We start from the raw sequence: 22166 nt of genomic DNA on the forward strand, positions 1-22166 counted from the left end.
CGAGTCGACGGCGTCCGGAGCGCGGACCATGACGGCGGCGTCCGCGTTCGCGGGGATGAGGAGCGTGGCCCCGGTGATGTTCCGGGCGGGCTGCCCGGACTGCCGGGAGCGCTTCGAACTGGCCGCCGGCGCGCTGCGTCTGGCCATCGGCGCCAGCAGCCGCACCACGTTCTACTCCTTCACCTGCCCCGCGTGCGGGGCGGCCGTCCGCAAGCCGGCGGGGGAGCGGATCGTGGAGCTGCTGACCGGCGGCGGGGTCCGGACGCTGCGGCTGCACTCGACCGTCTAGGCTCGCCCTCATGTTCTGGCCGATGTTCGCGGTTGCCGTGGGGTTCCTGGGTCTGCTGGTGCTCGGGGTGCTCGCCGTCCGGGTCTTCGTCGAGGCGGAGCGGCTGGGGAGACAGGTCACGGACTCGGCGCGCCGGATCAGTCGGGCGGCGGAGGACCTGGAGCGGGCGGCGGCGAGTACGGCGCGGTCCGCCGAGGCGCTCTGAGCGGTCCGGGTACCGCGCCCTTCGACGGACCGGGACGGTTCGCGCCGTCCGGCGCCTGCGCGGTGCTTCCCCCGAGCGGGAGGTTCCCCACAACTCACCCGTGTCTTTCAGAGGACGCCTCCCAGGACATCGGGGCACCGGAGGATGCGCTACTGCCCGCGGACGGTGAAGCGGTGCGCTGCCGGGCGTGCGGATCCGGACCGTGCCGCACGAGGGGCATGGTGCTGCCCGTGGGTGCTTCGCCCTGTCACGCCGCGGGGCGCGACAGGTACGCTGCTGATCGCGGCCCGGAGAACGAGGCTCGGACCGCGGACGGGAGTACGCACGGGGATTGCCTCACGTTCACCCCCGAGCGTTACGATCGCTGACAGCACGATCGTTCGGACGTGTGTCCGGCTGGTCGGACAGCAGCCCACCCCCAGCAGCCTCGGTGAGAAGGTAAAGACTTATGTTCGGAAGGCTCGGAGCCCCCGAGATCATTCTCATCCTCGTCGTCATCATCCTGCTGTTCGGCGCGAAGAAGCTTCCGGACATGGCACGGTCGCTCGGCAAGTCCGCCCGCATCCTCAAGAGCGAGGCGAAGGCGATGAAGGAGGACAAGTCCTCCGCCCCGGCCGACCCGCCGACCACCGGCGACCAGCAGCCTCCGGCGCAGCGCACCATCCAGGCCGCCCCCGGCGACGTGACCAGCTCCCGCCCGGTCACGGAGCCGACGGACACGACCAAGCGCTGACGCAGGGCCGGTGAACTCCGGCCCGCCGCACGAGATGGGAACGTGGGTTGCTCAAGTCTGCCCGCAAGCAGGAGAAGGATCCCGAGGGGCGGATGCCCCTCGCGGAGCACCTTCGTGAGCTCCGCAACCGGCTCGCGAAGGCACTGCTGGCCATCGTCCTGGTGACGGTCGCCGCGGCCTTCTTCTACAACGACATCATCAACTTCTTCACCGAGCCGGTTCTCGAGTCGGTCGGGTGCGAGAAGTCCTTCGCGGAACTCGCCCGCGCCACGAACGACGCGGAGCCGTGCGCCCAGATCACGATCAACGGTCTGCTCACACCGTTCACGCTGGCGCTGAAGGTCTCCCTGATGGCCGGCGTCGTACTGGCCTCGCCGGTCTGGCTGTACCAGCTGTGGGCCTTCGTCGCCCCGGGTCTGCACCGGCACGAGAGGAAGTACGCCTACGCGTTCGTCGCGACGGGCTTCCCGCTCTTCCTCGCCGGCGCCTACTTCGCGTACGCGGTGCTGCCGACCACCGCCGAGGTGCTCATCACGTTCACGCCGTTCGGTGTCGACAACCTGCTGCCGCTGGACGACCTGCTCGACCTCGTCACGCGCATGGTGGTCGTCTTCGGCCTCTCCTTCGAGCTGCCGCTGCTGCTGGTGATGCTCAACTTCACCGGTGCCATCACGGGCAGGCGGATGCTCGGCTGGTGGCGCGGCATGATCATGGGCATCACGCTGTTCGCGGCCATCGCCACGCCGAGCACCGACCCGCTGACCATGCTGGCGCTCGCCGGACCGATCTGGGTCCTGTACTTCGGCGCGGTCGTCGTGTCCCTGCTCAACGACCGCCGCAAGCGCCGTCTCGAGGCCATGGGCCCCGCCGACGACGAGGCGTCCGAGCTGGACCTCACCCCCGAGTCCATCGACCCGGTGGAACCCGTGGCCGCCCTGCCCGAGCAGGCGACCAAGGACCGGGTCAACGGTTATGACGACGTGACCTGAAGACCGGACCGCAACTCGTAGGGTCATCCCCGTGACCAGCGAGATCACCCTCTTCGTCAACCCCACCGCGGGCCGCGGCCGGGGCGCCCGCGCGGCGCGGCCGGCCGCTTCCGCGTTGCGGGACGCCGGCTTCTCGGTGCGGACCGTGCTCGGCGACGACCCGCGGGACGCCCTGGACCGGGCGCGCGCCGCCGTCGAGGAGGGCACCGGCGCCCTGATCGCCGTCGGCGGCGACGGCATGGCGAACCTCGCCCTGCAGGCCGTCGTCGGCACCGGCACCCCCTTCGGCCTGGTCGCCGCGGGCACCGGCAACGACTTCGCCCGCGCCCTCGGCATGCCCCTGCGGGAACCGGCCGCGGCCGGCCGGATGATCGCCGACGCCCTCAAGTGCGGCCGGGTCCGCGACATCGACCTCGGCCGGGTCGGCGACCGCTGGTTCGGCGCCGTGCTCGCCTCCGGCTTCGACTCCCGGGTCAACGACCGCGGCAACCGGATGCGGCTGCCTCTCGGGCGCCTGAAGTACGACGTCGCGATGGTCGCCGAGCTGGCCGCCTTCCGTCCGCTGCCCTATCGGATCACCCTCGACGGCGGCGAGGTCCGCGAGGTCGAGGCGATGCTGGTGGCCGTCGGGAACGGGCCGTCGTACGGCGGCGGCATGCGGATCTGCCCCGGCGCGGACCTCACCGACGGGCTGTTCGACGTCACGGTGGTCGGCGAGTGCAGCCGGGCCACGCTGCTGCGGGTCTTCCCCAGGGTGTACCGGGGGACGCACGTCGGTCATCCCGCGATCACCGTGCTGCGGGCGGCGAGCGTGGAACTGGCCGCCGAGGAGGTCACCGGGTACGCGGACGGGGAGCCGGTGGGCCCGCTGCCGCTGACCGCGCGCTGCGTGCCGGGCGCGCTACGGGTCGTAGGCCCCTGAACGGATAATGATCGTCCCGTTGTCGGTGCGGCCCGGTACGCTCGAAAGCACGATGACAGAGGACCTCTCACCGGCCGAGCGGTACGCGGCGGCGCGCAGGCGCGCTGCCGAGCAGGCCACCGCGCTCGCCTCCTTCCGCGAGATGTACGACTTCGGCCTCGACCCCTTCCAGATCGAGGCCTGTCAGGCGCTCGAGGCGGGGAAGGGCGTACTGGTCGCCGCGCCCACCGGCTCCGGCAAGACGATCGTCGGCGAGTTCGCCGTCCACCTCGCCCTGCAGCAGGGCAAGAAGTGCTTCTACACGACCCCCATCAAGGCGCTGTCGAACCAGAAGTACGCCGACCTGTGCCGCCGCTACGGCACGGAGAAGGTGGGCCTGCTCACCGGCGACAACAGCGTCAACTCCGACGCCCCGGTGGTCGTGATGACCACCGAGGTGCTGCGGAACATGCTGTACGCCGGGTCGCGGACCCTCCTCGGCCTCGGTTACGTGGTGATGGACGAGGTGCACTACCTCTCCGACCGCTTCCGCGGCGCCGTCTGGGAGGAAGTGATCATCCACCTCCCCGAGTCGGTGACCCTGGTGTCGCTCTCGGCGACGGTGTCGAACGCGGAGGAGTTCGGCGACTGGCTGGACACCGTCCGCGGCGACACCCAGGTGATCGTCTCCGAGCACCGGCCCGTGCCGCTGTTCCAGCACGTGCTCGCCGGGCGCCGGATATACGACCTGTTCGAGGAGGGGGAGGGCGGCAAGAAGGCCGTCAACCCGGACCTCACGCGCATGGCCCGCCTGGAGGCGAGCCGCCCGTCCTGGGGCGACCGCAAGCGCGGGCGGGGCAATGTGCGCGAGGCCGACCGGGAGCGGGAGCGCCGGCAGCGTTCGCGGGTGTGGACGCCGAGCCGGCCGGAGGTCATCGAGCGGCTCGACGCCGAGGGCCTGCTGCCCGCCATCACCTTCATCTTCAGCCGCGCCGCCTGCGAGGCCGCCGTCCAGCAGTGCCTGTACGCGGGTTTCCGGCTCAACGACGAGGAGGCGCGGGCCCAGGTCCGCGCCCTGGTCGAGGAGCGCACCGCCTCCATCCCGGCCGAGGACCTGCACGTCCTGGGCTACTACGAGTGGCTGGAGGGACTGGAGCGCGGCATCGCGGCCCATCACGCGGGCATGCTGCCGACGTTCAAGGAGGTCGTCGAGGAGCTGTTCGTGCGCGGGCTGGTGAAGGCCGTGTTCGCGACCGAGACCCTCGCGCTCGGCATCAACATGCCCGCCCGCTCGGTGGTGCTGGAGAAGCTCGTCAAGTGGAACGGCGAGCAGCACGCCGACATCACCCCCGGCGAGTACACCCAGCTGACCGGCCGGGCCGGCCGGCGCGGCATCGACGTCGAGGGGCACGCGGTCGTGCTGTGGCAGCGCGCCATGAACCCCGAGCACCTGGCGGGGCTGGCCGGCACGCGCACCTATCCGCTGCGGTCCAGCTTCAAACCGTCGTACAACATGGCGGTCAACCTGGTCGAGCAGTTCGGCCGGCACCGCTCGCGCGAGCTCCTCGAGACGTCCTTCGCGCAGTTCCAGGCGGACAAGTCGGTCGTGGGCATCTCGCGTCAGGTGCAGCGCAACGAGGAGGGTCTCGAGGGCTACAAGGAGTCCATGACCTGTCACCTCGGCGACTTCGAGGAGTACGCGCGGCTGCGCCGGGAGCTGAAGGACCGGGAGAACGAGCTGGCCCGGCAGGGCGCGGTGCAGCGGCGCGCGGAGGCCGCCGCCGCGCTGGAGAAGCTGAAGCCCGGTGACGTCATCCACGTGCCCACCGGAAAGTACGCGGGGCTGGCGCTGGTGCTCGACCCGGGGCTGGCGGCGGGCCGTTCCAACGGCCACCGCGGCTATGAGTACGCCGACGGCCCGCGCCCGCTGGTGCTGACCGCCGAGCGGCAGGTCAAGCGGCTGGCGTTGATCGACTTCCCGGTGCCGGTGGAGGCGCTGGAGCGGATGCGGATCCCGAAGTCCTTCAACGCGCGTTCCCCGCAGTCCCGCCGGGACCTCGCCTCCGCGCTGCGCACCAAGGCCGGGCACATCGTCCCGGACCGGCACCGCAAGAAGGGTTCCCAGGCGGTCGACGACCGGGAGATCGCGAGGCTGCGCAAGGCGCTGAGGGCGCATCCGTGCCACGGCTGCCAGGACCGCGAGGACCACGCCCGCTGGGCCGAGCGCTACCACCGGCTGCTGCGTGACACCTCGCAGCTGGAGCGCCGTATCGAGGGCCGGACGAACACCATCGCCCGCACCTTCGACCGGATCGTCGGGCTGTTGACCGAGATGGACTACCTGCGCGGCGACGAGGTCACCGAACACGGCAAGCGGCTGGCCCGGCTGTACGGCGAACTGGACCTGCTGGCCAGCGAATGCCTGCGCGAGGGCGTCTGGGAAGGGCTCGCCCCCGCCGAACTCGCCGCGTGCGTGTCGGCGTTGGTGTACGAGGCCCGGACCGCCGACGACGCGATGGCGCCCAAGCTGCCCTCGGGCCGGGCGAAGGCGGCGCTCGGCGAGATGGTCCGCATCTGGGGCCGGCTGGACGCCCTGGAGGAGGACTTCCGGATCAGCCAGACCGAGGGCGTGGGCCAGCGCGAGCCCGACCTCGGCTTCGCCTGGGCCGCCTACATGTGGGCCTCGGGCAAGGGCCTGGACGAGGTGCTGCGCGAGGCGGAGATGCCGGCCGGTGACTTCGTGCGCTGGTGCAAGCAGGTCATCGACGTGCTGGGGCAGATCTCGGCCGCGGCGCCGTCCGCCGAAGGGTCGACGGTCGCCAGGAACGCCCGCAGGGCGGTCGACGGACTGCTGCGCGGCGTGGTCGCCTATTCGTCCGTGGGCTGAACCGCCCGGCCCCGAACCCCGGGAGAAGCCCGGTGCGCCCCGTGCGCGCCGGGCTTCTGCCTTCCGTGCGCTCTCATCGAGGGCGTCACCGCCCGGTTTCCTGGGCAGGATGACGGAGCCCGGGGCCTTCCTCACCCGTTACGGTGAGTGGTTTTCGCACGCCCGATCGTGGTGACGTGCTGTGTTCGAACAATCGCGCAGTGTATAAACGACCTGAGCGTACTCCTGCCTCAGGGGCCATTTCCGGCACTTGCTGAATATGACATCGCGATGATCCGGTCGGACTAAGCTCGCCCGCAGCGCACCGGGTTGAGATGAATTCGTGCGCTTGTTCCCCTATGTGCGTGTTCCCCGACCGTCAGCCGATTCGTTTCAGAGGGCTCACATGGCGAGTGTCCAACTTCCCTACACACGCGTGCTGTTGTTGCCGGCCATAGTGATGGCCGCGGCGACCGGAGCCGCCGTCGCCCTGGTGGCGGAGCCCGCCCGGATCGCCGTCGGCGTGTGCGGCGCCGTCGCGACCCTGCTGGTGACCGCCGCCGCGACCGAGGCGGTGCGCCGCGGCCGTGTACTGCGGGAGGCGCAGGCCGAACATGACCGTCACCGTGCGTATCTGGAGTCCCGGATCGCCGCCCATGACACGGAGACGCAGTACTTCACCCAGCAGGTCATCCCCGCGACCCTCGACTACCTGCACAGCGGCAATGACCCCGAAGAGGTGATCCGCGGCCTGCCCCGGCTCAACCCGGCCTGGCGCGACCTGCCGAAGTACCAGATCCACCTGCTCAGGACGATGCTGAAGATCATCGACGACGAGGAGAACCTGCGCGACTCCTCCCAGCGCTCCTTCGTCAGCATCGCCCGCCGCGTCCAGGCGATCGTCCACCAGCAGGCCAAGGAGCTCCGGGAGATGGAGGAGGACCACGGCCGCAACCCCGAGGTCTTCGACGACCTGCTGCGCATCGACCACGGCACCGCGCTGATCGGCCGCCTCGCCGACTCCATCTCCGTTCTCGGCGGCGGCCGTCCCGGACGCCAGTGGCCCAAGCCCGTCGCCCTCTACAGCGTGCTGCGCGGCGCCATGTCCCGCATCCTCGAGTACCGCCGCATCGACCTGAAGTCGATCGCCAAGATCAACATCAAGGGCATCTACGTCGAACCGGTCATCCACGCCGCCGCCGAACTCCTCGACAACGCCACCCGCTACTCGCCGCCGACCAGCAAGGTCAGCGTCACCGCCACCGAGGTGCAGACCGGCGTCGCCATCGAGATCGAGGACGCCGGAGTCAGCCTCGACGAGCAGGCCCGGGCCCGTATCGAAGGAATGCTCGAGCAGGCCCAGCGGGGCGTCGACCTCCAGGAGATCGGGGCCAACCCGCGCCTCGGCCTCGCCGTCGTCGGCCGGCTCTGCACCGCGTTCAACATGCAGGTCTCGCTGCGCGCCTCCGCCTACGGCGGGGTCCGCGCCGTCCTCGTCGTACCGAGCGAGATGATCACCGACGAACCCGGCGTGGGCCTCGCCCACGGCATCGGGGCGACCGCCGTGCCCCGCCCCGTCGACGCCCTCCCGGGCCCCGAGCGCACACCCAAGAAGCGCCGCCCCACCAGCCCCCGCATCCCCGACACGGTCCCCATGGAGGACGACGTCCCCGAGGTCACCGAATGGACCGCGGGCGGCCTGCCGCAGCGCCGCAGCCGGGTGAAGACCCCGCTGGCCCAGCGGTACGCCGAGCAGGCCGCCGCCGAACGGGCCGAGCGGGAGGCCAGGGAACGGGGCGAGGAGTACCACGACATCTGGGCCACGCCCGAACCCGAGAAGAAGAAGCGCAACGACCGCGAACCCGGCCTGTGGGTCGACGCCTTCTGGGAGGGGATGAAGAAGGACCTCGACCCGGGCGTCCACCCCACCGACTTCACCCGCAACCCCACCGCCTACCTGCATCTCATCAACGAACCGGCCCGCACCGAGGCCGATGACGAGGGGGACCTCAAGTGATCCAGCAACGAGCCAACTTCGACTGGATGCTCAAGGAGCTCGCCGACGGCGTACCCGGCGTCGAGATGATCGTGGTGCTCTCCGCCGACGGTCTGCGCATCGCCCGCTACGGCGGTGAGCCGGACGCCGCCGACCGGGTCGCCGCCGCGTGCGCGGGCGTGCAGAGCCTCGCCGGGGCCGTCGCCCAGGAACTCCCGCACGGCGACGGGGAGATGAAGATGGTGCTCATCGAGATCGACGAGGGCTACTTCTACCTGATGGCGGCCGGAGCCAACGCCTATCTCGCGGTGCTCTCCGACATGACCTGCGAACCCGGCCGCATGGGCGGCATGATGCGCGACCTCGTCGTCCGCATCGGCGCCCATCTGACCAGTCCGCCCCGACGGAAGGGGCAGCCCGTATGACTCCTCCGCAACGCCAGAGGCGCTCCCCCCAGGACGGCCCCCCGCCGCAGCCGGCCGGACCGGCCAAGAAGGAGGGCGAGGGCGGCAACCCCGAGCGGCTGTACGTCGTCGCGGGCCCGGACGGCGAACGGGCGGACATCGACCTCGTGACGCTGATCGTGGCCCGCTCCCCGGACCCCCCGCCCTCCGCCACCCCCGAGCAGGCGGCGCTGCTCCGGCTCTGCGTCGCACCCCTGTCCGTGGCCGAACTGTCGGCCTACCTCAGCCTGCCGTTCAGCGTGGTGACCGTGCTGCTCACCGAGATGCTGGCGGCGGAACTGGTCCAGGCGCGCTCGCCCATCGTCCGCAAGGCGCTCCCCGACCGTTCCCTTCTCGAAGCGGTGATGCATGGACTTCAAAGGCTCTGAGACCATCCCGGGCCCCCGGGTCGAGGATCAGCTGCCGCACACGGCACAGGCCGCGGTGAAAATCGTCATCGTCGGTGGATTCGGAGTCGGCAAGACGACCATGGTCGGCTCGGTCAGCGAGATCAAACCGCTGACCACCGAGGAGACCATGACGCAGGCCGGCATCGGGGTCGACGACAACTTCGGTTCCGCGTCCAAGACGGCCACCACCGTCGCCATGGACTTCGGCCGCATCAAGATCACGGATCAGCTGGTGCTGTACCTCTTCGGCACCCCGGGCCAGGAACGCTTCTGGTTCCTGTGGAACGGGCTGTTCGAGGGGGCGCTCGGCGCGGTCGTCCTCGTCGACACCCGTCGCCTCGAGGTCAGCTTCGACGTCATGGGACGGCTGGAGGAGCGCGGCGTGCCGTTCGTCGTCGCGGTCAACTCCTTCCCCGACGGCCCGCGCTACCCCATCGAGGACCTGCGGTCCGCCCTCGACCTGTCCGAGCAGATCCCCATCCTGGAGTGCGACGTGCGGCGCCGCGCCTCCAGCCGCGACGTCCTGATGACCCTGATGCGGTTCCTGCACTCCCTCGCCATGACGGGCTCGCTCACCTGAACCCGGACCCGTCCCCGCCCACACCCCGCTTTCCCCCGGAGCGACCACTGTGACGCCTGAACCGAACTCCCTGACGGGAGACTCCCCGACCGGCACGGACGCACCCCGGCCCGGCCCGCCCCCCGGCTGCCCCGCGCACGGCCTGGGCCCCGGCGGGCTGCACCGGCTGCACGAGTCGGATGACTTGAGGAAGCTGTACGAGACGCTGCGCGCCGAACACGGTCCGGTGGCACCGGTGCTCATCCACGACGACCTGCCGATGTGGGTGGTCCTCGGCCACGCCGAGAGCCAGCAACTGGTCCGCACCCCCGCGCAGTACTGCAAGGACAGCCGCATCTGGTCCCCGCTCACGGCCGGCCTGGTCAAGCCCGACCACCCGCTGATGCCGCACATCGCCTGGCAGCCGATGTGCGCGCACGCCGAGGGCGACGAGCACAAGCGGCTGCGCGGCGCGATCGACGCCGCCGTGGCGGCCACCGACTTCCGCGGGCTGCGCCGGCACGTCAACCGCAGCGTCCAGCGCGTCGTCAACCAGTTCTGCGAGGCGGGCGAGGCCGAGCTGGTCAGCCAGTACGCCGAGCACCTGCCGATGGCCGTGATGTGCCACGTCCTCGGCATGCCCGACGAGTACAACGACCGGATGGTCGAGGCCGCCCGTGACATGATCCGGGGCACCGAGACCGCGATCGCCAGCAACGCCTACGTCATGGGGGCCCTGGAGCGCCTCACCGCCCGCCGCCGCGCCGAGCCGCTGAACGACTTCGCCGGCCGCCTCATCACCCACCCGGCCGGACTGACCGACGACGAGGTCAGCCAGCACCTCAGAGTGGTGCTGATCGCCGCCTACGAGGCCACCGCCAACCTCCTGGCCAACGTGCTGCGCCAGGTGCTGATCGACCCGCGCTTCCGTTCCCAGCTCAACGGCGGCCAGATGACCGTGCCCCAGGCGGTGGAGCAACTGCTCTGGGACGAGCCGCCGTTCAGCACCATCTTCGCCTACTTCGCCAAACAGGACACGGAGCTCGGCGGCCAGCGCATCCGCAAGGGCGACGGCCTGCTGTTCGCGCCCGCGCCGGCCAACGTCGACCCACGCGTGCGCCCCGACCCGACCGCCGACATGAAGGGCAACCGCTCGCACCTCGCCTTCGGCGGCGGTCCGCACGAGTGCCCCGGCCAGGACATCGGCCGCACCATCGCCGAGGTCGGCGTCGACGCCCTGCTCATGCGGTTGCCCGACGTGGAGCTCAGCATCGACGAGGAGGAGCTGTCCTTCACCGAGTCGATCGCCTCACGCCACCTCGTGGAACTGCCGGTCCACTTCACACCCCGGCCGCAGCAGGACGTGACGCAGCGGCCCAGCCACGAGAACGACGCGCCCCCGCAGCAGGACTGGCACATCGGCCACGCCCGGCCGGGGACCGGGCCGGCCGCCGCGGCCCCGGTGCCGCCCGAGCCGCACGTCGAGCCGCCCGTGCCGGCGCCGTCACCCCCGCCGGTGACGGAACCCGCCCCGCCGCGGACCGCGTGGCAGCGCTTCCTGCGCTGGTGGCGCGGCTACTGACCGGCCGCCCAGTCCTCGTACGAGGACCAGGCCGCGAGCACCCGGCCACTGCTGAACCGGTGCTCCACCCCCGTCACCGGGTCGGTGAACTCCAGCGTCCGCGCCAGCAGTTGCAGCGGCCGCCGGAAGTCACCGGCCGGGACGGGGGCGGCCACCTCGGGGTACAGCGGATCGCCGAGGATCGGCACGCCCAGGGCGTTCATGTGCACCCGCAGCTGATGGGTCTGCCCGGTGCCGGGCACCAGCCGGTACCGGCCGAGACCGTCGGCCCGGTGGGCGGCGAGCTCGACGCGGGTCACCGCGTTCGGCTCGCCCCCGACCTCCTCGGCGGTCAGCACCCCCCGCTCCTTCACGATCCGGCTGCGTACGGTCCGGGGCAGGTCCAGGGACGGATCGTACGGGGCGACGGCCTCGTACTCCTTGCGCACCAGCCGGTCGCGGAACAGCGTCTGGTACGCGCCGCGCTCCTCGGGCCGCACCGTGAACAGCACCAGGCCCGCGGTGAGCCGGTCCAGGCGGTGCGCGGCGCTCAACTGCGGGACGCCCAGCTCACGGCGGAGCCGGGCGAGCGCGGTCTGGGCGACGTGGCCGCCGCGCGGGGTGGTGGCCAGGAAGTGGGGCTTGTCGACGACGACGATGTGCTCGTCCCGGTGGACGACCTCCAGCGGGAACGGCACCGGCACCTCGGCGGGCAGGTCCCGGTGGAACCACACGCACATGCCGGGCGCGTACGGGGCGTCCGCCGGTACGGCCCGCCCGTCCGCCCCGACGACCAGCCCGGCGGCGAACATCCCGTCCACGACCCCGGGGCCGGCGGCCGAGAGCCGCTGCGCCAGGTGCTCCCGTACCGTGGCCCACTGTTCCCCGGCGGGCAGCCGGACCCGTACCGGGTCCACACCGTCGCGCTGCGGCAGGGGGGAGGGCGGGGGCGGCCGTCTGCGTCTCACACCGGGCAAGCGTACGGGGCCGCTCAGCCGTGGTTCCCGGTCGCCCGTCTCAGCTCCGCCTCGATCTCGTGGAGCGGCCGGCCCTCGTCCCGGGCGTACTCGGTCACCGCGAGGCGGACGTCGCGGGCGAGGTCGCGCCAGGCCCGCCAGGCGGTCTCCCAGGTGGCGGTCTGGCGTTCGCTCCACTTGGTCCGGGCGGGTGGGCCGTAGGCGTCCCGCAGTTGCCGGACCCGGGAGTGTGCCTCGTCCGCCGCGCGCTGCTTGGCCACGAGCTCGTCGAAGGTGTGTGCCACGCGGCCGGATCCTGCGGCAGGGGCACGTTCTCGTGGGGCCGCCACGCCGCCGTGCACGGGGTGACGGGGCGTGGTTCCCCCGTCCGGCGGACATGTGCACCGTGCTGGAGCCGGGCGGGGGTGCTCGCGCGGCCCGGCGCTTACAGGGTGCCGTCGCGCCCACCCGTGCCGCCTCAGCGGCACGACTGCCCGCGGGAACGACGGCATGTGCCTGCCCGTGGGGGCGGGGGCGGGTGGCTTTGGTTTGTTTATCGGCCGTGGGTGCTGGGGGGAGTGCGTCAGGCGGAGGGCTTCGTGCCTTCCTGCTCGGCTTCGATGCGGGCGTTCCACTCGCGCTTGGAGGCCTGCCAGCCGTCCTCGTTGTGGCCGAGCCGCCAGTAACCGGAGATCGACAGGTCCTCGCGCGGGATGCCGCGCTCGACCCGCAGCAGACGGCGCAGCTCCTTCACGAAGTGGGCCTCGCCGTGCACGAAGGCGTGCACCCGGCCCTCCGGGAAGTCGAGGTTACGGACGGCCTCCACCAGGGCCTCGCCGACGGGCCGGGCGCCGCGGTGCAGCCAGCGGACCTCCACATCGGAGTCGATCTTCTGCTCCTCGTCGGGGCCGGAGACCTCCACGAAGGCGAACGCCCTGGCACCGTGCGGCAGGGCCTCCAGCGAGCGGGCGATCGCGGGCAGCGCGCTCTCGTCGCCGACGAGCAGGTGCCAGTCGGCGGCCGGGTCGGGCGCGTAGGCGCCGCCGGGACCCAGGAACCGGACGACCTCACCCGGCCGGGCGTTCGCAGCCCAGGGCCCCGCCAGACCCTCGTCACCGTGGACCACGAAGTCCAGGGTCAGCTCACGGTGCTCGGCGTCCCACTGCCGCACCGTGTACGTCCGGGTCACCGGCCACTGCTCGCGCGGGAACTCCTCACGGACGCGCTGGAGGTCGAAGGGCTCCGGATACACCGCGCCCGCGGCCGGGAACAGCAGCTTGACGTAGTGATCGGTGCAGGTGTCCGCCGAGAAATCGGAGAGCCCCTCGCCGCCGAGCACCACGCGCTGCATGTGCGGGGTCAGCCGCTCGGTGCGGACGACCTCGGCGGTGTGCGGCGCGCGCGGGGCACGTACCGGTCGCTCTGCCATGAGGAGCCTCCCAGCTGTCACGGTTAGGGTTACCTAAGTTAGCACCTCGGTCCCGGTCGACACCTCGTCGACGGCCACCCCGCCCGGTTCGGCGACGTCCGCGGCTCACGCCGAGAGGGTCGTCAGCAGGCGCTGCAGCGAGCCGCCCAGACCCCAGCGGGCGGCCAGGGACTCCACCCCGGCCGGGTCGCGCGGCCCGCGCGGCAGCGCCGTGTCGACGTCCGGGAGCGGGACGTCGTCCGCGACCCGGACGACCTTCGGGGCGACCGCGAGATACGGCCGCGCCTCGTCCAGACGCTTGCGCTGCGACGGCGTGAGCCCGGCCCGCGGGTCGTCCACGGCCGCCAGGATCCCGGCCAGGTCGCCGAACTCGGCCAGGAGCTTGGCCGCAGTCTTCTCCCCGATGCCCGGCACGCCCGGCAGACCGTCGCTCGGATCGCCGCGCAGCAGCGCCAGATCCGCGTACCCCCCGCCGTCCACCCCATACTTCTCGCGCAGCACGGCCTCGTCGGTGACCTGGAGCGTGCCGACGCCCTTCAGCGGATACAGCACGCGCACCCCGCGCGCGTCGTCCACCAGCTGGTACAGATCGCGGTCGCCGGTGACGATGTCGACCGGCCCGTCCGCGCGGGCGGTGAACGTGCCGATCACGTCGTCCGCCTCGTACCCGGCCACCCCCGTCCGCGCGATGCCGACCGCGTCGAGCACGCTCTCGATGACCGGTACCTGCGGGGACAGCGTGTCCGGCACCTCCTCCTCGTCCGGTCCCGCCGCGTGCTCCTCGGCGACGCGGTGCGCCTTGTAGGAGGGGATCAGCTCCACCCGCCACTTCGGGCGCCAGTCGGCGTCCATGCAGGCCACCAGGTGGTCCGGCCGGTGGTCCTTCACCAGGCGGTCGATGAAGTCGAGCAGCCCGCGCACGGCGTTCACCGGCGTGCCGTCCGGGGCCCTGACGGACTCCGGGACGCCGAAGTAGGCGCGGAAGTACAGGGAGGCGGTGTCGAGAAGCATCAGTCGTCCGGTCACGTCCCGCATCATGCCGCACACCGCTGACAGCGCTCCGCAGAAGCGCGCGAGTGCGTGCTGCGCAACACGTTGCGTCCTGCGCCATCTGTGTGAGGCGTCACACCAAAAAGTTTGCCCTGTGCAAAACCGGGGAGGCGCGGCCCCGGAGCGATACCGGTTACAGATTCAACTGTTATGGACCGCGTGAGCCGTCCGCCGGGCATCGCTCCTGCCATTGCCGTCGAGACAAGAGGTACGCGTGTCATCCAGGCTTGAGGCCGAGCATCTGTTCAAGGTGTTCGGCAGACGACCGGACCAGGCGGTCGAACGACTGCGCCAGAAGAAGACCGACCGGGAGGAGCTGCGCGCCGACGGCACCACCGCCGCCGTCATCGACGCCTCGTTCACGGTGGACCCGGGTGAGATCTTCGTCGTCATGGGCCTGTCGGGCTCCGGCAAGTCCACCCTGCTGCGGATGCTGAACGGCCTGCTGGAGCCCACCGCCGGACACGTGCGCTTCGACGGCCAGGACCTGACCGCGCTGCCCGGCCGGGAACTGCGCAAGGTCCGCTCCGAGAAGATCAGCATGGTCTTCCAGCACTTCGCGCTCTTCCCGCACCGCAGCGTCCGCGACAACGCCGCCTACGGTCTTGAAGTGCAGGGCGTGCCCCGCGCCGAGCGCGAACGCCGCGCCGACGAGGCGCTCGCCCTGTGCGGCCTGGCCGGCTGGGAGAAGTCGTGGCCCGACGAGCTGTCGGGCGGCATGCAGCAGCGCGTGGGGCTCGCCCGCGCGCTCGCCACCGACGCCGACCTGCTGCTGATGGACGAGTCCTTCAGCGCCCTCGACCCGCTGATCCGCCGCGACATGCAGGACCAGCTGCTCGAACTGCAGAAGACCCTGAAGAAGACGATCGTCTTCATCACCCACGACCTCAACGAGGCCATGCGCCTGGGCGACCGGATCGCGGTGATGCGCGACGGCCGCATCGTGCAGATCGGCACCGCGCAGGACATCCTGATCCGTCCCGCCAACGACTACGTCGCCTCCTTCACCCAGGACGTCGACCGCTCCCGCGTGCTCACCGCCGGCGCCGTGATGGAGCGCGAGGTCCGCGGCGACGAGGCCGACTGCGGCTGCGAGACCGCGACGCCCGACACGCCGTTCACCGACCTGTGCGCGATCAGTGCCCGCGTACCGCACCCCGTGGCGGTGCTGGACCAGGAGGACGCGCTCGTCGGGGTCGTGCCCCGGCAGCGCCTGGTCGGCTTCCTCGGCGACGAGGAGTCCGCCCCCGGGACCTGCGACACCCCCCGGGACAAGGGCGGCGAGAAGGTGATGGCCCGTGCCTAGGATCCCGCTCGGCGACTGGGTCAACAGCGTCGTCGACTGGCTGCTCGCCCACGTCACCTGGCTGTTCGACTTCTTCAAGACCGTCTTCACCGGCGCCTACGACGGCGTGAACGCCGTCCTCCAGGCCCCCGAACCGCTGGTCCTCTGCGGCATCTTCGCGGTGATCGCCTTCTGGCTGCGCGGCACCTTCGCCGGTGTCCTCACCTTCGCCGGCTTCGCCTTCCTGGACTCCCTCGAACTGTGGGAGGACTCGATGGTGACGCTGTCGCTGGTCATCGTCGCCACGGTGATCGCGCTGGTCGTATCGGTGCCGCTGGGCATCTGGGCGGCCCGCTCCGACCGGGTCAGCGCCGTGATCCGGCCGGTCCTGGACTTCATGCAGACGCTGCCCGCGATGATCTACCTCATCCCGGCGATCCTGTTCTTCGGGACCGGCTCCGCCCCGGGCATCGTCGCCACCCTGATCTTCGCGCTCGCCCCGGGCGTGCGCATGACCGAGCTGGGCATCCGCCAGGTCGACAAGGAACTGGTCGAGGCGGCCGAGGCCTTCGGCACCACGCCCCGCAACACCCTGCTGCGCGTGCAGCTGCCGCTGGCGCTGCCCACGGTGATGGCGGGCGTCAACCAGGTGATCATGCTGGGTCTGTCCATGGCCGCGATCGCCGGCATGGTCGGCACCGGCGGACTCGGCGGCGCGGTCATCGAGGCCATCGGACAGCTCAACATCGGTCTCGGCGCCGAGTCCGGCATCGCCATCGTCATCCTGGCGATCTACCTGGACCGGATGACCAGCGCCCTGGGCACCCAGGTCTCCCCGCTCGGCCGGCGCGCCGCCGCCAGGGCGCGCGCCGCGCAGGGGCTGAGGATCTGGTCCTACCGGCCCCGCCCGCAGGTCGCCGTGATCGGTGTCGTCGTCCTCGCCCTGGTCGCGGGCGGCATGGGGATCTTCGGCGGCAGCGGCTCCAAGCCCACCACCGCCGGCGGCGAGAACGTCGGCGACGGCAAGAAGATCACCATCGGCTACATCCCCTGGGACGAGGGCGTCGCCTCCACCTTCCTGTGGAAGGAGATCCTGGAGCGGCGCGGTTTCGAGGTCGAGGCCGAGCAGTTCGAGGCCGGCCCGCTCTACACCGCCCTCGCGCAGGGCAACGTCGACTTCCAGACGGACGCCTGGCTGCCCACCACCCACGAGGCGTACTGGAAGAAGTACGGCGACCGGCTCGACGACCTCGGCTCCTGGTACGGCGAGACGTCACTGGAGCTGACTGTCCCGGCGTACATGGAGGACGTCGACAGCCTGGAGGACCTCAAGGGCAAGGCCGACCTCTTCGGCGGGGAGATCACCGGTATCGAATCCAGCGCCGGCATGATGGGCCTGCTCAAGAGCAAGATCCTCAAGGAGTACGGCCTGGAGAAGGAGTACGAGGTCGTCGACAGCTCCACGCCGGCGATGCTGGCCGAGCTCAAGCGGGCCTACAGCAAGAAGGAACCGGTCGTCGTCACCCTGTGGTCGCCGCACTGGGCGTACAGCGACTACGACCTGAAGAAGCTGGAGGACCCCAAGGGCAGCTGGGGCAAGGGCGACGGCGTGCACACGCTGTCCCGCAAGGGCTTCGCCGGCGACAACCCGCTCGTCGGGAAGTGGCTGAAGGACTTCTCGATGACCGAGGAGCAGCTCACGAGCCTGGAAGCCGAGATCAACAAGGCCGGCAAGGGCAGGCAGCAGGACGCCGTCCGCGCCTGGCTGAAGGACAACCCGGGCGTCGTCGACGAGCTGGCGCCCGTCCAGTCCGGCTCCGGTGGTACGCCCGCCGAGGCGAAGCGCCCGTTGGACGTGGCCTGGTTCCCCTGGGAGGAGGACGTCGCCGTCACCTACCTGTGGAAGAACGTCCTCGAGCGGCGCGGCTACACGATGAACCTCAAGCAGATGGACGTCGGTCCGGTCTACACCGGCCTCGCCTCCGGGGACCTCGACCTCAACTTCGACGCCTGGCTGCCGTACGCGCAGAAGAACTACTGGGACAGGAGCAAGGACAAGCTCACCGACCTGGGCACCTGGTACGAGCCCACCTCGCTGGAGATCGCCGTCCCCTCCTACGTCGAGGACGTCGAGTCCCTGGAGGACCTCAAGGGCAAGGCCGACCTCTTCGACGGGCGGATCATCGGCATCGAGCCCGGCACCGGTGAGATGCAGCTGCTCAAGAACGAGGTCATGCCGGGCTACGGCCTGGAGGACGAGTACGAGGTCGTCGACGGCTCCACGCCGGCGATGCTGGCCGAGCTCAAGCGCGCCCTCGCCGCGAAGGAGCCCGTCGCGGTCACCCTGTGGTCGCCGCACTGGGCGTACAGCGACTACGAGCTGACCAAGCTGAAGGATCCCAAGAAGGCCTTCGGCGAGGGCAACACGATCCGCACCATCGCCAGCAAGAAGTTCCCGGAGCGGTATCCGCGGCTCACCGAGTGGATCAAGGGCTTCCGGATGAGCGAGGACGAGCTCGGCACCCTGGAGGCCGAGATCAAGGACCGCGGCCAGGGTCACGAGGAGGAGGCCGTCGCCGCCTGGCTGGAGGAGCACCCGGACATGGTGGAGCGGATGACCCCGCGGTAACCGCCGTACCGGCCGCCCCGAGGGGCGGGCCCGGACCCGCACCTGACGGCGCGGCCGGGCCCGCCCCTCGGGCATGTCCGGAACACCCCTCGGGCCTGTCCGGAGCCGGGCGGGAGCACCGTAGGAATCCGGACAACCACGCGGCGTGATGTTCTCCCCGAACCTCCTCGAGCCTCGCCGTGACCTTCCGCCGGGTGAGGGGAACAATGGCGGGAACACCCTTTGTCGCGCACGCGGGAGGAGCAAGGGGTCCGTGGGGCGACTGGCGCGAACTGGCGGGTCGGCGCCGGTCGCGTGTGACGGCGACGTGACAGGCGCCTGAAACGGTTTGCCGAACATGCGTAGGGTGCAGACAACTCACGAAAGGAGCGCGCCGGACCGGCGGCGCGCGGGGTGCGGGACGATCGGCGGAGGAGGGAGCCGGAGCGATGGGCGACCACAAGGAACAGCCCCTGCGGGTGGGCGCGGCCGTGCGGCGGCGACGCCGCGCGCTGGACCTCACCCTCGCCGTCGTGGCCGAGCGCAGCGGCCTGTCGGTCCCGTTCCTCAGCCAGATCGAGAACGAGAGGGCGCGTCCCAGCCAGAGCTCCCTGGAGAAGGTCGCCGACGCCCTGCGCACCACCGCCGTGGAGCTCCTCGCCGCCGCCGACCCGGCGTGCAGCGTGGACGTCGTCCGCGCCGAGGGCGCCGAGCCGTGGGCGGAACCGCAGGTGCGCTCCCTGGTGCGCGGTCACCACCAGATGCACGCCTCCGAATACACCGGAGACCATGACGCCGGCCGTGAACTCCAGTTCCGCAACGACCAGTTGATGTACGTGGCGGACGGCGCCGTGGAGATCGAGGCGGAGGGCCGCGCGTACCGTCTCGGCCGCGGCGACACCCTGTACCTCACCGGAGGCGTCCGGCACCGCTGGCGGGCCACGGTCCCGGAGACACGGCTGCTGGTCGTCGCCGTCGCCGACCACATCGAGGCGCTGCGGGACAAGCCGCGCCGGTGAGCCCCGTCAGGGTCGTCTCCCTCGTCCCGTCGCTGACGGAGGCCGTGGCGCTCTCCGCCCCCGGCTCCCTGGCCGGCGCCACCGACTGGTGCACGCGCCCGGCCGGGCTGGACGTCGTACGCCTCGGCGGCACCAAGAACCCGGAGGTGGACCGGATCGTCGCCCTCGGCCCCGAACTGGTGGTCGCCAACGAGGAGGAGAACCGCCCGAGCGACCTGGCGGCCCTGCGCGCCGCGGGAGTCGACGTCCTGGTGACCGAGGTGCGGACGCTGCCCCAGGCCTTCCGCGAATTGGACCGCGTGCTCACGGCGTGCGGGGTGCCCGCCCGCCCCCGCTGGCTGGACGAGGCCGAGGCGGCCTGGGCGGCGCTGCCGGCGCCCGCGGAGCGCCGGACGGCGGTGGTGCCCGTCTGGCGGCGGCCCTGGATGGTGCTGGGCCGGGACACCTTCGCGGGCGACCTGCTCTCCCACCTCGGCGTCGACCACCTGTACGCGCACCACCCGGAGCGCTATCCGCGCGTCCCGCTCGACGCGCTGCGCGCGGCGGACCCGGACCTCGTCGTGCTCCCCGACGAGCCCTACCGCTTCACCGCCGACGACGGCCCGGAGGCCTTCCCCGGACTGCCCTGCGCACTCGTCGACGGCCGGCACCTCACCTGGTACGGTCCGTCGCTGGCCGAGGCCCCGACGGCGCTGGGGCGGGCCCTGCGAGCAGCGCGCCGCTGAACAGGCCGCGCGCCGTGCACCGGACGGCGACGGCCCAGGCGACGGCCAGCAGGGCGTACAGGGCGAGCGCCAGTACGTCGTAGACGACCAGCCCGGTGTGCGAGGCGAGGGCACCGGCACCGGTGACGCAGGTGCCCACCGGGAAGGTGAACGACCACCACGTCATCGTGAAGCGCATCCCCCGCCGCCACGCCCGCAGGACGTGCGCGCAGGCGAGGCAGAGCCACAGCAGCGCGAACCCCATGACGGGCACCCCGTACAGGACGGCGAGCACGCGGAATCCCTCGTCGTACGGTGCCGGTACGACCCCCGGGGCGACGTCCGCGAAGGCGCCGACGGCGGTCGTGGACTGGCCCAGCGGTCCGAGCACCAGGAACAGCGTCGGGGTGAGCGCGAGGGGCGGCGGACCACCGGTGAGCAGCCGGCCGAAGACCAGCGGCAGCGTCATCAGGGTCGCGAGGAGGCTGAGCCCGAACATCGCGACGCAGGCCAGCAACAGGGTCGCCCGGGGCTGGCCCTGGGGGAGGTACGGCACCAGGCGGGGCCCGAGCGCGGCGGACACCATGGGCGCGACCAGCGGCAGCAGCCAGACGGGCGTCACCTCCCGCGCCGTCACCCGGTGGCGTACGGCCATGAGGTACGGGACGGCCACAGCAGCGGCCAGCCCGACGGCCGTACCGGCGGTGAACAGCACGGCGTCGAGGACGACGGCCGCGCGCGGCCCGGTCCAGTCCCGTCCGAGGGTCAAGGCGCTGCCGCCGACGGCCAGCAGGGCCATGGAGAGGCAGCCGTAGAAGGGGACCACGGCGGGGTCGCGGAGGTGGGCGCGGGCCTGGTCGCGGTGGCGGGCCCAGTGCAGGGCGCGGGCGGTGAGCAGGACCGCCAGGAGGGCGAGGGACGACGCCCAGACGGTGGTGAGCACGGGACGCGGGACGGTCGCGTGCGCGGGGAGCGCGGTGCCCGCTCCGGCGACGATGGCGGTGCCCATCACGCAGGCGTACCAGTTGGGTCCGAGGTGACGGACGGCGGTGGCACGCGGGGGCCGTGCGGTGGCACGGGGAAGGGACGGCAGGGGCCGGGGTGCGGTGACCATGGTCATACGGTCGGACCGGTGGGGCGCCGCCGCCAGGGAGCCCTCCTCTATGGCGGCATAAGCTGGGCTTATGAGCAGAACGGACGACCACGACCATCCCGGGCACCGCTCCGCGAGCCCGGGGGCCCTGGCGCACCGGGTGCCGGACCTCGGGGCGCTGGAGCTGCTGCTGGCGGTGGCGCGGCTGGGGAGTCTGGGCGGGGCGGCGCGGGAGCTGGGCATCACCCAGCCCGCCGCCAGCAGCCGGATCCGGTCGATGGAACGGCAGCTCGGCGTGGCCCTGGTGGACCGGTCGCCGCGCGGGTCGCGGCTGACGGACGCGGGGGCGCTGGTCACCGACTGGGCGCGGCGGATCGTGGAGGCGGCGGAGGCCTTCGACGTGGGCGCGCAGGCGCTGCGGGACCGCAGGGACTCGCGGCTGCGGGTGGCGGCGAGCATGACGATCGCCGAGTACCTGCTGCCGGGCTGGCTGCTCGCGCTGCGCGCGGACCGGCCGGACACGGCCGTGTCGCTGCTGGCCGGGAACTCGGCGGCGGTGGCGGAGCGGCTGCTGTCGGGGGAGGCGGACGTGGGGTTCGTGGAAGGGCTCACGGTGCCGGCGGGGCTGGATTCCGCGGTGATCGCCCATGACCGGCTGATCGTGGTCGCGGCGCCGTCGCACGCGTGGGCCCGTCGGCGGCGGCCGCTCGCGGCGGAGGAGCTGGCGAGCACGCCGTTGATCCTGCGGGAGAAGGGGTCGGGGACGCGGCAGGTGCTGGACGCGGCGCTCGGGGGACTGGCCCGGCCGTTGATCGAGCTTTCCTCCACGACCGCGGTCAAGGCGGCTGCCGTCGGTGGCGCCGGGCCGGCGGTGCTCAGCGAACTCGCGGTGGGGGAGGAGTTGGCGATGCGGCGGCTGGTGCGTGTTCCCGTCGACGGGGTCGCCCTGGCTCGTGACCTGCGTGCGGTGTGGCCGACGGGGCATCGGCCCACGGGGCCGGCGCGGGATCTGTTGTCGCTGACGCGGGGGTGAGCCTTGTTGGGGCTGGGCGGGGGTGGGTTGCGCAGCC

21 protein-coding genes are annotated in these 22166 nt (G+C 71.8%); 16 read left to right on the plus strand and 5 right to left on the minus strand.

The annotated features are described in order from the left end of the window. Positions 1 to 28: 28 nt before the first annotated feature. The 11 genes from ACH5AO_RS22125 (at position 29) to ACH5AO_RS22175 (ending at position 10973) form a co-directional block, all read left to right on the plus strand. Complete coding sequence (locus ACH5AO_RS22125; protein WP_398927306.1) at positions 29 to 289, plus strand: hypothetical protein; 261 nt, start codon at positions 29 to 31, stop codon at positions 287 to 289. Positions 290 to 299: 10 nt separating this feature from the next. Beyond that, a complete protein-coding gene (locus ACH5AO_RS22130) occupies positions 300 to 494 on the plus strand; it encodes a hypothetical protein (RefSeq protein ID WP_361748125.1) in 195 nt (64 codons plus the stop codon). Between the two features lie 448 nt (positions 495 to 942). Beyond that, on the plus strand, positions 943 to 1227 hold the full coding sequence (tatA, locus tag ACH5AO_RS22135) for a Sec-independent protein translocase subunit TatA (RefSeq protein WP_398927165.1): 285 nt from the start codon (positions 943 to 945) through the stop codon (positions 1225 to 1227). A 47-nt stretch (positions 1228 to 1274) separates the two neighbouring features. After that, positions 1275 to 2216 (plus strand): twin-arginine translocase subunit TatC, encoded by a 942-nt coding sequence (gene tatC / locus ACH5AO_RS22140; protein WP_398927167.1) that lies wholly within the window; start codon positions 1275 to 1277, stop codon positions 2214 to 2216. A gap of 31 nt (positions 2217 to 2247) precedes the next feature. Continuing rightward, positions 2248 to 3138, plus strand: coding sequence for a diacylglycerol kinase (locus ACH5AO_RS22145; RefSeq protein WP_398927169.1), 891 nt, complete (start codon positions 2248 to 2250; stop codon positions 3136 to 3138). Between the two features lie 7 nt (positions 3139 to 3145). Continuing rightward, entirely contained in the window at positions 3146 to 6004 is a 2859-nt protein-coding gene (locus ACH5AO_RS22150) for a DEAD/DEAH box helicase (protein WP_398927171.1), read from the plus strand. A gap of 439 nt (positions 6005 to 6443) precedes the next feature. Further along, positions 6444 to 8000 (plus strand): sensor histidine kinase, encoded by a 1557-nt coding sequence (locus ACH5AO_RS22155; protein WP_398927308.1) that lies wholly within the window; start codon positions 6444 to 6446, stop codon positions 7998 to 8000. Then, on the plus strand, positions 7997 to 8404 hold the full coding sequence (locus ACH5AO_RS22160; RefSeq protein WP_398927173.1) for a roadblock/LC7 domain-containing protein: 408 nt from the start codon (positions 7997 to 7999) through the stop codon (positions 8402 to 8404). The genes ACH5AO_RS22155 and ACH5AO_RS22160 overlap by 4 nt, the downstream gene beginning before the upstream one ends. Beyond that, complete coding sequence (locus ACH5AO_RS22165; protein WP_398927175.1) at positions 8401 to 8811, plus strand: DUF742 domain-containing protein; 411 nt, start codon at positions 8401 to 8403, stop codon at positions 8809 to 8811. Before ACH5AO_RS22160 ends, ACH5AO_RS22165 begins: the two co-directional genes overlap by 4 nt. Further along, positions 8792 to 9412, plus strand: a complete 621-nt coding sequence (locus ACH5AO_RS22170; RefSeq protein WP_398789439.1) for a GTP-binding protein — start codon at positions 8792 to 8794, stop codon at positions 9410 to 9412. Before ACH5AO_RS22165 ends, ACH5AO_RS22170 begins: the two co-directional genes overlap by 20 nt. 49 nt (positions 9413 to 9461) lie before the next feature. After that, entirely contained in the window at positions 9462 to 10973 is a 1512-nt protein-coding gene (locus tag ACH5AO_RS22175) for a cytochrome P450 (RefSeq protein ID WP_398927178.1), read from the plus strand. On the opposite strand, the gene ACH5AO_RS22180 is transcribed toward ACH5AO_RS22175, so the two are convergent. The 4 genes from ACH5AO_RS22180 to ACH5AO_RS22195 form a co-directional block, all read right to left on the minus strand. After that, positions 10967 to 11920, minus strand: coding sequence for an RluA family pseudouridine synthase (locus ACH5AO_RS22180; RefSeq protein WP_398927180.1), 954 nt, complete (start codon positions 11918 to 11920; stop codon positions 10967 to 10969). The genes ACH5AO_RS22175 and ACH5AO_RS22180 overlap by 7 nt on opposite strands. Before the next feature lie 23 nt (positions 11921 to 11943). Further along, positions 11944 to 12213 carry a hypothetical protein gene (locus ACH5AO_RS22185; protein WP_398927182.1) on the minus strand — a complete coding sequence of 90 codons (270 nt, stop codon included), beginning with the start codon at positions 12211 to 12213 and terminating at the stop codon, positions 11944 to 11946. Between the two features lie 278 nt (positions 12214 to 12491). Next, positions 12492 to 13337 carry a siderophore-interacting protein gene (locus ACH5AO_RS22190; RefSeq protein ID WP_398927184.1) on the minus strand — a complete coding sequence of 282 codons (846 nt, stop codon included), beginning with the start codon at positions 13335 to 13337 and terminating at the stop codon, positions 12492 to 12494. 105 nt (positions 13338 to 13442) lie between these two features. After that, positions 13443 to 14348: a 5'-3' exonuclease H3TH domain-containing protein gene (locus tag ACH5AO_RS22195; protein WP_398927310.1), complete on the minus strand. Its 906-nt coding sequence runs from the start codon at positions 14346 to 14348 to the stop codon at positions 13443 to 13445. Positions 14349 to 14601: 253 nt separating this feature from the next. Here ACH5AO_RS22195 and ACH5AO_RS22200 point away from each other — a divergent pair, with 253 nt between their 5' ends. From ACH5AO_RS22200 to ACH5AO_RS22215, 4 genes are all read left to right on the plus strand, one after another. After that, positions 14602 to 15693, plus strand: coding sequence for a glycine betaine/L-proline ABC transporter ATP-binding protein (locus ACH5AO_RS22200; protein ID WP_398927186.1), 1092 nt, complete (start codon positions 14602 to 14604; stop codon positions 15691 to 15693). Then, the gene (locus ACH5AO_RS22205; RefSeq protein WP_398927188.1) at positions 15686 to 18301 is read left to right on the plus strand and encodes an ABC transporter permease/substrate binding protein; all 2616 of its coding nucleotides are present in this window, start codon (positions 15686 to 15688) and stop codon (positions 18299 to 18301) included. Before ACH5AO_RS22200 ends, ACH5AO_RS22205 begins: the two co-directional genes overlap by 8 nt. 428 nt (positions 18302 to 18729) lie before the next feature. Continuing rightward, positions 18730 to 19299: a helix-turn-helix domain-containing protein gene (locus ACH5AO_RS22210; RefSeq protein WP_398927190.1), complete on the plus strand. Its 570-nt coding sequence runs from the start codon at positions 18730 to 18732 to the stop codon at positions 19297 to 19299. Further along, positions 19296 to 20024, plus strand: coding sequence for a helical backbone metal receptor (locus ACH5AO_RS22215; protein WP_398927193.1), 729 nt, complete (start codon positions 19296 to 19298; stop codon positions 20022 to 20024). Before ACH5AO_RS22210 ends, ACH5AO_RS22215 begins: the two co-directional genes overlap by 4 nt. Here the strand turns inward: ACH5AO_RS22215 and ACH5AO_RS22220 are convergent. After that, on the minus strand, positions 19951 to 21117 hold the full coding sequence (locus ACH5AO_RS22220) for a TDT family transporter (protein ID WP_398927195.1): 1167 nt from the start codon (positions 21115 to 21117) through the stop codon (positions 19951 to 19953). The genes ACH5AO_RS22215 and ACH5AO_RS22220 overlap by 74 nt on opposite strands. Positions 21118 to 21187: 70 nt before the next feature. Here ACH5AO_RS22220 and ACH5AO_RS22225 point away from each other — a divergent pair, with 70 nt between their 5' ends. Then, complete coding sequence (locus ACH5AO_RS22225) at positions 21188 to 22129, plus strand: LysR family transcriptional regulator (protein WP_398927197.1); 942 nt, start codon at positions 21188 to 21190, stop codon at positions 22127 to 22129. The last annotated feature ends 37 nt before the right edge of the window (positions 22130 to 22166 follow it).

This window comes from Streptomyces sp. NPDC018964 (assembly GCF_044390325.1).
Taxonomy (GTDB): domain Bacteria; phylum Actinomycetota; class Actinomycetes; order Streptomycetales; family Streptomycetaceae; genus Streptomyces.

Bases quoted from the DNA above. Each gene is read 5' to 3' on its own strand.
- ACH5AO_RS22125 (WP_398927306.1), top strand. From the start codon at position 29: ATGACGGCGGCGTCCGCGTTCGCGGGGATGAGGAGCGTGGCCCCGGTG.
- ACH5AO_RS22130 (WP_361748125.1), top strand. From the start codon at position 300: ATGTTCTGGCCGATGTTCGCGGTTGCCGTGGGGTTCCTGGGTCTGCTG.
- tatA (WP_398927165.1), top strand. From the start codon at position 943: ATGTTCGGAAGGCTCGGAGCCCCCGAGATCATTCTCATCCTCGTCGTC.
- ACH5AO_RS22150 (WP_398927171.1), top strand. From the start codon at position 3,146: ATGATCGTCCCGTTGTCGGTGCGGCCCGGTACGCTCGAAAGCACGATG.
- ACH5AO_RS22155 (WP_398927308.1), top strand. From the start codon at position 6,444: ATGGCCGCGGCGACCGGAGCCGCCGTCGCCCTGGTGGCGGAGCCCGCC.
- ACH5AO_RS22165 (WP_398927175.1), top strand. From the start codon at position 8,401: ATGACTCCTCCGCAACGCCAGAGGCGCTCCCCCCAGGACGGCCCCCCG.
- ACH5AO_RS22170 (WP_398789439.1), top strand. From the start codon at position 8,792: ATGGACTTCAAAGGCTCTGAGACCATCCCGGGCCCCCGGGTCGAGGAT.
- ACH5AO_RS22190 (WP_398927184.1), bottom strand. From the start codon at position 13,337: ATGGCAGAGCGACCGGTACGTGCCCCGCGCGCGCCGCACACCGCCGAG.
- ACH5AO_RS22195 (WP_398927310.1), bottom strand. From the start codon at position 14,348: ATGCTTCTCGACACCGCCTCCCTGTACTTCCGCGCCTACTTCGGCGTC.
- ACH5AO_RS22210 (WP_398927190.1), top strand. From the start codon at position 18,730: ATGGGCGACCACAAGGAACAGCCCCTGCGGGTGGGCGCGGCCGTGCGG.
- ACH5AO_RS22220 (WP_398927195.1), bottom strand. From the start codon at position 21,117: ATGGTCACCGCACCCCGGCCCCTGCCGTCCCTTCCCCGTGCCACCGCA.
- ACH5AO_RS22225 (WP_398927197.1), top strand. From the start codon at position 21,188: ATGAGCAGAACGGACGACCACGACCATCCCGGGCACCGCTCCGCGAGC.